Below are 10,229 nucleotides of genomic sequence, written 5' to 3' on the forward strand. Positions count from 1 at the left end.
TTTACAGGTCCGCCCGTCTCCGGCACAGGATGGCGCCATGCCCGTTCTTTCGGACGCGACCGTGACCCAGGCCCGGACGACCCCGAGCTTCGCGGGCCTGCCCCGCGTGGTGCCGCCGCACCGGGCACCGCCGGAGCGCGAGCTGCCGATCGCGGCCTATCTGCGCTCGATCCGCGACAACGGCCTCGATGGCTTCCCCCGGCGCGCCTACGAGGAGCCGGTGAGCCGCCGGGGCCTGCTCGGCCGGTGGAGCTTCGTCCTCAACGACCCGGAGGCGATCCGCCGGGTCCTGGTCGACAATCAGGCGAACTACGCGCGCACCACCGGCACGACCCGGATCCTGCGCCCGATCCTGGGCGACGGGCTCCTGATCAGCGAGGGCGCGGCGTGGCGCCACCAGCGCCGGACCCTGGCACCGGCCTTCACGCCGCGGGCGATCGACGGCCTCGTGCCCCACATCGCGGCCGCGGTGACGGAGGGGCTGGATCACATCGCCGCCGAGGCCGCGGCGGGGCCCGTGGACCTGTTCAACGCCTTCTACCGGCTCGCCCTCGAAGTGGCGGGCCGCGCCATGTTCTCGGTGGGCATGGACGAGCACGGCGCCGAGCTGCGCCGGTTCATCGCCGAATATGCGGTGCGGATGGGCCGGCCGCACCTGCTCGACATCGTGACGCCGCCGGGTTGGCCGGTCCCGCTCGACTGGGCGCGGGCGCGCTTCCGCCGCCGCTGGATCCCGTTCCTCGACCGCATCATCGCGGCGCGCCAGCAGGCGGACCGGTCCCATGCCGGCTCCGGGGATCTGCTGGATTTGCTCACAGCGGCGCGCAATCCGGATACGGGCGCCGCCTTCACCCCGGCCGAACTGCGCGACCAAGTCGCCACGATGATCCTGGCCGGCCACGAGACCACGGCCGGCACCCTGTTCTGGGCCGCCTACCTGCTGGCGCTGGCCCCGGAGATGCAGGAGCGCGTCGCCGCCGAGGCGCGCAGCGCCGATCTCGCCGACCCGACCGGCTGCCAGGGCGACGGGCGGCTGCCGCTGACCCGCGCGGTCATCGACGAGACCCTGCGCCTGTACCCGGCAGCCTTCGTGGTGGTCCGCCGGGCCCTCGGCCCCGACACCGTGGCGGGCCACCCGGTGAACAAGAACGACATCGTGATGGTGAGCCCCTGGGTCCTCCATCGGCACCGGACGCTCTGGTCGGATCCGGAGGCCTTCGATCCCGGCCGCTTCCTGCCGGGCGCGCCGACGCCGCCGCGCTTCGCCTATCTACCCTTCGGCGCCGGTCCGCGCGTCTGCATCGGCGCGCAATTCGCGCTCAGCGAGGCGGTGCTGGCTTTGGCGCTGCTGCTGGTCCGGTTCCGCCTCGTCCTGGACGACCACGAGCCGGTGCTGCCGCAGGCGGTGGTCACGACCCAGCCGGACAGGGCAGCCCGCTTCCGGCTGATCCCGCGGGATCCGGTCAGGCCCTGAGGTGGGTGATCGTCGCAGTCACCGGCCGCGCATCGGCCAGCGGCCGGACTTCACCTGCGCGCGAGACGCGTCCAGCAGGCGCTCGTCGGCGTTCGGTTCCCCGACGGAGACGTGGCGCGGACGGGTCGGGTCGCGGTTCGGCGGAGGCTCCGACATGGCGAAGCCGCACCCGGCGGACCGGGCGCGACGCGCACTCTGGTAGGCCGGCGGGGCCGATCCCGGCCCGGCTCAAGCGGCCTTCTTGGAGGAGGCCGACTTCGAGCCCCCCTTGTTGGCCGCGACCTCGGCGAGCTTGGCCGCCAGCTTCGCATCGAGCTTGGCCGAGACGCCGAGCGGAAGCTCGATGTCGAGGCCCAAGGTCGAGACGCCCTCGCCGCGCTCCAGGGTGACCTTCACCTTGTCGGCTTCCACCGAGACATGGTTGGCGATCACCGCCAGGATCTCGTCGCGGAGCTGCATCACCAGGTCGGGACGCCCCGACTCGGCCCGCTCATGGGCGAGGATCAGCTGCAGGCGGTCGCGGGCGACGGTGCCGGAATTGCGCTTCTGGAAGATCCCCAGGATGCTCATGCCGCCCTCCGCATGAACAGCTTGTCGAGGAACGACTTGCGCTCGACCGGCAGGCTCATCGGCACCTCCTCGCCCTTCAGCCGGCGCGCCGCGTCGGCATAGGCGCGGGCCGGGGCGCAGAGGGGGTTGTTGAGGGTGACGGGGCAGCCGAGGTTCGAGGCGCGCAGCACCTCCTGGCTCTCCGGAATGATGGCGAGCAGCGGGATCGACAGGATGTCGAGCACGTCCTCGGTCTTGAGCATGTCGCCGCGGTCGGCCCGGGACGGGTCGTAGCGGGTGAGGATCAGGTGCTTCTCCATCTCCTCGCCCTTCTCGGCCTTGGCCGTCTTGGAATCGAGCAGGCCGATGATCCGGTCGGAATCGCGCACCGAGGAGACCTCGGGGTTGGTCACGACCACCGCCACGTCGGCGTGGTGCATCGCGAGCTGGGCGCCCCGCTCGATGCCGGCCGGGGAATCGCAGATCACCCAGTCGAATTTTTCGCGGAGCTCTTCCATGACCCGGGCGACGCCCGCATCGGTGAGCGCGTCCTTGTCGCGGGTCTGCGAGGCCGGGAGCAGGTGCAGGGTGTCGACCCGCTTGTCCTTGATGAGCGCCTGCGAGAGCTTGGCGTCACCGTTGACCACGTTGATCAGGTCGTAGACGACCCGGCGCTCCGCACCCATGATCAGGTCGAGGTTGCGCAGGCCCACGTCGAAATCGACGACGCACACGCTCTGCCCGCCCTGCGCCAGGGCCGCTCCGAGGGCCGCGGTCGTCGTCGTCTTGCCGACGCCGCCCTTGCCCGATGTGACGACGAGAACCTTTGCCACGCGTCGATCTCCCTTGATCCAGAGCTTGCTAGTCCAAGCTTGCCATTCGGATGTTGCCGCCATCGAGCCAGACCTGAGCGGCCTTGCCGCGCAGGGCCGTGCCCATGTCCTCCGCCGTCCGCACGAGGCGGTCGATCCCCAGCAACTCGGGTTCGAACTTGCGGCAGTAGATTCGTGCGCGCGGGTTGCGCGCGGCTCCGGCGATCGCGCGTCCGCGCAGGGCGCCGTAGACGTGGATCGAGCCGCCGGCCAGGATCTCGGCCCCCGAGGAGACCGAGCCCATCACGGTGACGTCGCCGGTCGGGTTGATCACGCTCTGGCCGGAGCGGACCGAGCCCTCGACGGTGATCGAGGTGACCACCTGCCGCGCCGGCTCGGCCGGGACGGCGGGGATCTCGACCCGGTCGGACGGGCGCCCGGCGACGAGGAGCGGCGGCAGGGCGTCGACCGCCCGGTCGGTCCCCTCGATCCCCAGGACCGCGATGCCGCGGGCCTTGAGCTCACGCATCAGCATCTCGAGGGCATCCGGCTCGGGATTGAGCTGGGCGCAGTCCAGGATCACGGCCCGGCCCTTCAGCAGGGTTGGCGAGCGCTTGAGGACCGCGTCGAGGCCCGCGAGCCACTCGCGGAGCGGCGGCTCGGGGGAGAGGGCCAGGGCCTTGAAGGCCCGCCCGCGCAGGCTGAGCGGCCGGGGCGCGGAAGGAGCCGCCGCGGGGGCGGTCTCCGGGTCGGTCGGCTCGGTGAGGGTGTCGCTCATGTCGGCCCGTTAAGAGTCCTTACCGGACCATTGACGGGGGGTATGGTTACCGAAGGGTTAAGGTTTGGATCCGGTCGGCAAATTCTGCCGGGATCCTGGTATCGGCGGACACTACGCTCCGGGCGGAGGCGCGACCGAGCGCACTCTACAACTTGCGATCTTCCCAAGGCCGTGCGCCGACCCGGCGTATCGGCGGGCTGCGTCGGGATCGGCTAAGCCGTTCCCGGGCCGAGCATTTCTCAAGATCGCCCTCGTTCAGCATGCCGCCGGAGCGGCCCCAGAGCGGGAATGAGCGACCAGCTGAAACGTGGCGTGTCTCGCGCTCTGCGATTGAAAGTTTTATTCGGCGACTCGCGGGATCTAAGGCCCGCGAACTGGTGAACTCTCTGGGGGTCGGGCTCCGCCGACGAACGCGCTGAAGGATCGGCTCAACCGGTCGCGGCAACGGGTCCTAAAAACCCGCCTCCTTCTGATGCCGCACGGCCAGGATCGTGATCACATCGTCGTCAATGCGATAGCGGGCCACATAATTGCTGTCCCCGAAATCGATCAGCCAGTCCCGGTCTTCTTCGGGCAGGTCCTCGATCCGCCGGCCCATTCGGGGATGCGCGCGCAGATCCTGCACCCGCCTGAATAATCGCTTCACCGGCACGTTTGGCAGCCGAGGGATTCTTTGGACGCAGGAACGCCCGGAGCCGTTCGCGGTCACGGAGTGCCCTGGCGGCGAAGACTACGTGTGACATTCCGGGGGCGGCAGCTCGCCCTCAGTCCCCCAGCTCGCCAGCCAGGTCTCGACCTCCTCGGCTGTCGCTTGAAGGCCGGTCGCCTGGGCGTCGTCCCAGGCCTTCAACGTTGCCTGCCGCAGCAATCCGCGTTTTTCCTCACGCTCGACGTACTGCATGATGGCTTCACGCATGATCCAATGCGGCGCGCGGCGGCAAATCTCGGCCAGATGCTGGACTTGGCCTTTCAGGGTGTCGTCGGGTTTGATCGAGGTCAGCGCGGCCATGATAGGCCCCCTGCTGAGGTAATGCCTCGGAACACGATACCCGTTCGAACGGCCGGTCCACGGCTGGGGACGCCCAGCGTTCCGACGGTCGGGATGCTGGCCTTCAGACGGCGAAACCGTCCGGGCGGGCGCGGTGAAGGACCCCCTGGGCCGCGGCCGATCGGTCGGCGGTCTCGATGCTCCGCTCACCCCCGCTCGAACAGGTTGAGCTTGATCGCATCCTCAAGGAGCCGCACCTCGACAGCCTGTCCGCGGAAGGCAGGGTCGAGGTCGTCGGCGGCGCGGTAGAGGCCGTCGATCGCCACGAGTTCCGGCTCGAAGCGGCGGCACCAGATCCGCGCGGTCGGGTTGCCGGCGGCGCCCGCGATCGCCCGGCCGCGCAGGGCGCCGTAGACGTGGATCGAGCCGCCCGCGATCACCTCGGCCCCCGAGGCCACGGCGCCGAGCACCGTGACGTCGCCTTCGAGATGCAGCACGGTCTGGCCCGACCGCACCGGCGCGTCGAGGATCAGCGATCGGACGGCTTCCTTGGGCGGAGGCTCGGCCGGCGCAGCCTCCTCGCCCGGCGTGGCGATCTCGCCGGCCGGGCGCCCCCCCGACAGGGCCGGGGGCGCCCCGGATCCGAGGAGCGCCGGCGGCGCCCCCTCGACACCCAGGATGGCGATGTTGCGGGCGGCGAGATCCGCCAGCAAGCCATCGAGATCCTCCCGCGTCAGCCGCAGGCCCGCGAGATCGAGGATCACCGGGCGCCCGGCGAAGAAGTTGGGCGCGCGCCGGTTCAGGGCGTCGAGATCGCCGAGCCAATCGGCGACGGGCGGCACCGGCGCCAGGACGGTGGCCATGAAGGAGCGGCCGCGGAAGCGGATCGGCGGGCGCGCCGGCTCGGATGTCGGCTGGGTCACGGGCGTATATCGGCGTCGCGGAAGGGTCGCCTGCATCCATGCGGCGGCGCCGCGCCCGGGGCAATCCCACAACGCCCGGTGTGACGCCCTGCGCGGGCCCCCGGGCCGTTTCTGTTGTAGAGAGAGATGGCAGTCGAGCCGGACCGGACCGTTGAACAGCGCCCGCACCCACGCCGTCACCCCCTTCGTCGTCGATCCCCTCACCCAGGCGAACCAGCGCCGGGCGGCCGACCCGCGTGCCTCCGTCTGGGTCTCGGCCAATGCCGGCGCCGGCAAGACCAAGGTGCTCACCGACCGGGTGGTCCGGCTGCTGCTCGACGGCGCCCCGCCCGGGCGGATCCTGTGCCTGACCTTCACCAAGGCGGCGGCCGCCAACATGGCGATCCGGGTCTTTCGGCTCCTCGGGCGCTGGGTGACCCTCGACGACGACGCCCTCGCGGCCGAACTCGCCGCGCTCACCGGCGAGCGCGCCGATGCGGAACGCCTTCGGATGGCGCGGCGGCTCTTCGCCCGGGCGGTCGAGACCCCGGGCGGCCTGAAGATCGAGACCCTGCACGCCCTGTGCGAGCGGCTGCTGCACATGTTCCCGTTCGAGGCGAACGTCCCGGCCCGGTTCGTGGTGCTCGACGAGACCAAGGCGCGGGAGATCTTCGAGATCGAGATGGCCAACGTCCTGGGCGACGCGGTCTCGAACGGCGACACGCCGCTGAGCGCCGCCCTGGCGCGGGTCGCCCCCGAGGCGACGGGCGATGCCCTGCGAACGGCGATCCGCGCCGCGATGCGGGCGCGGAGCTTCATCGGCGACAGGGCCGGCCTGGAGCACGCCTTCGCACGCCTGCACGGGGCGCTGGGGCTTGCCGCCGAGGAGACCGCTGAAGGGATCGAGGCCGCGATCCTGGAGGGCGGCGCCGGTTGCCGGCCGGAGGACCGCGCCGGCCTGATCGCCGCGCTGCGGACCGGCAAGGCGAATGACGAGAAGCTGGCCGACGCCCTCGCGACCGCGGAATCCGAGCGGGCGCGCGCCGCCGGATTGCCAGACCGCGCCGAGGCCCTGGCCCTGTACCGGGCCGTGTTCTTCACCCAGAAGGACGAGCCGAAGGCCGATGGCAGCCTCGGCACCAAGGGCGTCCCGGCCGCCGCCAAGGACGCGCTGATCGCCGAGCGCGACCGGCTGGAGCCGCTGTTCGACCGCCTGCGCGCCGCCCGGGCCCATGCCCGGACACAGGCGCTGTTCCAGCTCGCCGCCGAGATCTACCGCCGGGTCGAGGCCCAGAAGGCGCGGCTCGGCGCCCTCGACTTCGACGACCTGATCCACAAGGCCCTCGATCTGCTCGACCGGGTCGGGGCCGGCTGGGTCCTGTACAAGCTGGATCGCGGTATCGACCACGTCCTGGTGGACGAGGCGCAGGATACCAACCCGGAGCAATGGGCGATCCTGCGGGCGATCACCCAGGAATTCACCGCCGGCGAGGGCGCGCGCACCGGCGGCCGCACCCGCTTCGCGGTGGGCGACCCGAAGCAGTCGATCTACGGTTTCCAGGGCGCGGAGCCGCGGGAATTCGCCCTGACCCGGGCGGCCTGGATCGCGGAGTCGCGCGCGGCCGGCCTAACCTTCGAGGACGTGCCGCTGACCCTGTCGTTCCGCTCGACGAGCCTCGTTCTCCGGGCGGTCGACGCGGTCTTCGCCCTCGACGCGCACAACGAGGGCCTGTCCTTCGAGGATACGGTGCGCCGGACCGTGCATGCCAGCGCCCGTCCGGGGGCGCCGGGGGCCGTGGAGCTGTGGCCGATCGCCGAGCCGGAGCCGGCGGCCGAGCCCGACGCCTGGACCGCCCCGGTGGACGCGCCGGAGACCAGCGCGCCGGCCATCGTCACCGCCCGCCGGGTGGCGCAGGCGGTGCGGAGCTGGATCACCGGGGGCGACGCCACGGGCCGGGTCTGGCGCCCCGGGGACGTGCTGATCCTGGTCCGCAAGCGTGGGCCGGCCTTCGAGGAGGTGATCCGCGCCCTGAAGGGCCTCGGCGTGCCGGTGGCCGGGCAGGACCGGCTGGAGGTCTCGGCCCATATCGCGGTGGCCGACCTCGTGGCCGCCGGCCGGGCGGGGCTCCTGCCGGCCGACGACCTGACCCTCGCCACCGCGCTCAAGACGCCGCTCGTCGGGCTGACCGACACGGATCTGGTCCGGATCGCCGCCCGCCGGGACCTGTCGGAGACCCTGGAGGACGCCCTGCAACGCCATGCCGCCTCCGGCGATCCGGCGGCGGCCCGGGGGATCGCGGCCCTGTCGGAATGGATCGCGCTGGCGGGCCGCCACGGCCCGTTCGGCTTCTACGCGCGGCTCCTCGGCCCCCTGGGCGGACGGGCCAAGCTGGTCGCCCGGCTCGGGGGCGAGGCGGGCGACGCCATCGACGTGTTCCTGGCCGCCGCCGCCCAGGCCGAGTCCGGCGAGGATGCCCCATCGCTGGGCGGCTTCCTGGCCCGCTATGTCGGGGCCGAGGCCGGGCACACGGTCAAGCGCGACCTGGATTCGGGGCGCGACGAGGTCCGGGTCATGACGGTCCACGGCGCCAAGGGTCTGGAGGCGCCGGTCGTAGTGATCCTCGACGGCTGCGAACCCCTCGGCCGCAACGATCCGCCGCTCCTGCCGCTGCCTGAGCCGGGTGCCGCCGTGCCGCCGGTCTGGTCGAGCGGCAAGACGCAGGATTGTGCCGCCACCGAGGCGGCCCGCGCGGCCCTGCTCGCCCGGACGCGGCAGGAGCACAACCGCCTGCTCTACGTGGCCATGACCCGGGCCGCTGACCGCCTGATCGTGGCGCCCTTCCGGGGCCACGAGCGCGAGACCGAGACGGCGTGGTGCCGGATGATCCGGGCCGGCCTCGAAGCGACGCTCGGGGCGGGCAGGATCGTGGAGCAATCCTACGGGCCGGCGACCCTGTGGCAGGAGGGTGAGGAGGCGGCCCGCGCACGCGAGACCCCGCCCCCGCCCGCCCCCCGGGATCCGGAGCCCGGCTGGTTGCGCAGCCCCGTGCCGCCGGAGCCGGAGGTCGCGCCGCTGAATCCGTCGGGCGCGCTCCAGGCTGCGGACGGCGCCCGGGTGCCGCCGCCGCGCCTCGCCGACGCCCAGGCCCGGCGGCGGGGCATCCTGATCCACGCCCTGCTGCAGCACCTGCCCCGGGTCGAGCCGGCGCGCCGGGAGGCGGCCGGGCTGACATTCGTGCGGGCGCGGGCGCCCGGGCTGCCCCGCCCCGCCTCCTACGCGATCGTCCGATCGGTGCTGCGGATCATCGACGATCCGGAACTGGCGCCCCTCTTCGCGCCCGATGCCCGGGCCGAGGTCAGCCTCGCCGGGCGCGTGCAGGCGGGCGGCACCGAGCGGACGGTCCAGGGGCGAGTCGACCGGCTCGCGGTGACGGCCGACGCCGTCCGGATCGCCGACTTCAAGACCGGGCGCCCGCCGGAGGCGGACGAGCCGCTGCCCCCGGCCGAGGCCGGCCAGATCGCCCTCTACGCGCGGCTCCTCGGACAGATCTATCCCGGCCGGACGGTGCGCCCGATGCTGATCTGGACCTCGGGCCCGGTGATCCGGATGCTTGATTCGGACGATATCGCGGCGGCGCTCGCGCGGGCCGGGATCGCGGCTTGAGCCACTTCGCGCCGCGGCGGGATCCGCCCTCGGACCAGACGTGGCGGCGCCATTGCTGTCCCCGGCGGCGGTGCGGCACATGCGCCAGCGCACAGGCCGGTTGCGCAAGCGGTTCGGCATCCCGCTCGCAGCGGAGCCGGCTTCTTGACCGGGCGGCGGGCCGTCGCCAATTCTGACGGAACCGCGCGGGCCCCTGCCCGTCCGACGCCGCCCGACGGGCGGCGACTTCCGAAAGGTGACGTTATGGCGACGGTGAAGGTAACCGACGCGAGCTTCGAGCAGGACGTTCTCAAGTCCGCCGAGCCCGTCGTGGTGGATTTCTGGGCTGAATGGTGCGGCCCCTGCCGTCAGATCGGCCCGGCGCTCGAGGAGATCGCCACCGACCTGCAGGGCAAGGTGAAGATCGCCAAGGTCAACGTCGACGAGAACCCGCAGATCGCCGCCCAGTACGGCATCCGCTCGATCCCGACGCTGCTGCTGTTCAAGAACGGCGAGCGGGTGGACCAGAAGGTCGGCGCCGCCCCCAAGGGCGATCTGTCCCGCTGGATCGGCGCCCAGACCGCCTGAGCGCGCCGACTGAACACGACAAGAAAGCCCGGCCGCGAGGCCGGGCTTTCTCGATTTCGGGACCCGTTTCCTGCGGTCCCGGGCGATGCCCGGGACCGTTCGTTCGGTCTTAGCACGAGCCGAACTTGTAGTTCAGGCCGGCGCGGACGACGGCGAACTCGTCGGAGCGGCGGCCGATGCCCTGCTGTAGACGGCGGGGAAGTTGCTGGCGGCGTTGATGACGAACGCGCCCTGGTTGCGGGTGTTGCGGTCGAGGTTGACTTACAGGCCTTCGACCTTGAGCGTCACGGCCGAGGAGCGTAAGAAGTTCAGGAACGACTCGGCGGTGAGCGCGAATTCGACGCCTCCGCCGACCCCGTAGCCGGTGCGGAAGCTGTCGTTGCCGCCGTAACCGCCGAAGGAGTGATCGGCGCTGCCCGAGCCGTGTGCGAAGCCGCCGGTGCCGTACCCGAGGGTGCGGTCGAAGGCGTAGCCGAGGCGGCCGCGCACGGTGCC

General features: G+C 72.1%; 9 protein-coding genes and 2 pseudogenes. 3 read left to right on the top strand and 8 right to left on the bottom strand.

Annotated elements, in window-relative coordinates; all coding sequences use genetic code 11:
• Nucleotides 1-37: 37 nt before the first annotated feature.
• Entirely contained in the window at nt 38-1,474 is a 1,437-nt protein-coding gene (locus MKK69_RS26655; RefSeq protein WP_243972980.1) for a cytochrome P450, read from the top strand.
• A gap of 18 nt (nt 1,475-1,492) precedes the next feature.
• On the opposite strand, the gene MKK69_RS26660 is transcribed toward MKK69_RS26655, so the two are convergent.
• The 7 genes and pseudogenes from MKK69_RS26660 to minC (MKK69_RS26690) all read right to left on the bottom strand — a co-directional run bounded on the left by MKK69_RS26660 (nt 1,493) and on the right by minC (MKK69_RS26690) (nt 5,560).
• Nucleotides 1,493-1,630 carry a hypothetical protein gene (locus MKK69_RS26660; RefSeq protein ID WP_243972982.1) on the bottom strand — a complete coding sequence of 46 codons (138 nt, stop codon included), beginning with the start codon at nt 1,628-1,630 and terminating at the stop codon, nt 1,493-1,495.
• 72 nt (nt 1,631-1,702) lie between these two features.
• Nucleotides 1,703-2,044 (bottom strand): cell division topological specificity factor MinE, encoded by a 342-nt coding sequence (gene minE, locus MKK69_RS26665; protein ID WP_243972984.1) that lies wholly within the window; start codon nt 2,042-2,044, stop codon nt 1,703-1,705.
• A complete protein-coding gene (gene minD / locus MKK69_RS26670; protein WP_243972986.1) occupies nt 2,041-2,856 on the bottom strand; it encodes a septum site-determining protein MinD in 816 nt (271 codons plus the stop codon). Before minD ends, minE begins: the two co-directional genes overlap by 4 nt.
• A gap of 28 nt (nt 2,857-2,884) precedes the next feature.
• Complete coding sequence (gene minC / locus MKK69_RS26675) at nt 2,885-3,613, bottom strand: septum site-determining protein MinC (protein ID WP_243972988.1); 729 nt, start codon at nt 3,611-3,613, stop codon at nt 2,885-2,887.
• A 451-nt stretch (nt 3,614-4,064) separates the two neighbouring features.
• Nucleotides 4,065-4,356: pseudogene (locus tag MKK69_RS31270) on the bottom strand (type II toxin-antitoxin system RelE/ParE family toxin).
• Nucleotides 4,344-4,622: a CopG family ribbon-helix-helix protein gene (locus MKK69_RS26685; RefSeq protein WP_243972992.1), complete on the bottom strand. Its 279-nt coding sequence runs from the start codon at nt 4,620-4,622 to the stop codon at nt 4,344-4,346. The pseudogene MKK69_RS31270 and the gene MKK69_RS26685 overlap by 13 nt, the downstream one beginning before the upstream one ends.
• Nucleotides 4,623-4,807: 185 nt before the next feature.
• Nucleotides 4,808-5,560 carry a septum site-determining protein MinC gene (gene minC / locus MKK69_RS26690; RefSeq protein ID WP_243972994.1) on the bottom strand — a complete coding sequence of 251 codons (753 nt, stop codon included), beginning with the start codon at nt 5,558-5,560 and terminating at the stop codon, nt 4,808-4,810.
• Nucleotides 5,561-5,675: 115 nt separating this feature from the next.
• On the opposite strand from minC (MKK69_RS26690), the gene addA reads away from it, so the two are divergent.
• Both addA and trxA read left to right on the top strand, forming a co-directional pair.
• Nucleotides 5,676-9,167: a double-strand break repair helicase AddA gene (addA, locus tag MKK69_RS26695; RefSeq protein ID WP_243972996.1), complete on the top strand. Its 3,492-nt coding sequence runs from the start codon at nt 5,676-5,678 to the stop codon at nt 9,165-9,167.
• Between the two features lie 243 nt (nt 9,168-9,410).
• The gene (trxA, locus tag MKK69_RS26700) at nt 9,411-9,734 is read left to right on the top strand and encodes a thioredoxin (protein ID WP_010682902.1); all 324 of its coding nucleotides are present in this window, start codon (nt 9,411-9,413) and stop codon (nt 9,732-9,734) included.
• 109 nt (nt 9,735-9,843) lie between these two features.
• Here trxA and MKK69_RS26705 read toward each other — a convergent pair.
• Nucleotides 9,844-10,229, bottom strand: a pseudogene (locus MKK69_RS26705) (outer membrane protein); the annotation flags it as partial.

It is taken from the genome of Methylobacterium sp. J-026, from assembly GCF_022829585.1.
Lineage (GTDB): Bacteria > Pseudomonadota > Alphaproteobacteria > Rhizobiales > Beijerinckiaceae > Methylobacterium.

Coding starts and splice junctions, on each gene's coding strand:
- minC (WP_243972994.1), bottom strand. CDS start 5,560: ATGCAGGCGACCCTTCCGCGACGCCGATATACGCCCGTGACCCAGCCG.
- MKK69_RS26685 (WP_243972992.1), bottom strand. CDS start 4,622: ATGGCCGCGCTGACCTCGATCAAACCCGACGACACCCTGAAAGGCCAA.
- minC (WP_243972988.1), bottom strand. CDS start 3,613: ATGAGCGACACCCTCACCGAGCCGACCGACCCGGAGACCGCCCCCGCG.
- MKK69_RS26655 (WP_243972980.1), top strand. CDS start 38: ATGCCCGTTCTTTCGGACGCGACCGTGACCCAGGCCCGGACGACCCCG.
- trxA (WP_010682902.1), top strand. CDS start 9,411: ATGGCGACGGTGAAGGTAACCGACGCGAGCTTCGAGCAGGACGTTCTC.
- MKK69_RS26660 (WP_243972982.1), bottom strand. CDS start 1,630: ATGTCGGAGCCTCCGCCGAACCGCGACCCGACCCGTCCGCGCCACGTC.
- minE (WP_243972984.1), bottom strand. CDS start 2,044: ATGAGCATCCTGGGGATCTTCCAGAAGCGCAATTCCGGCACCGTCGCC.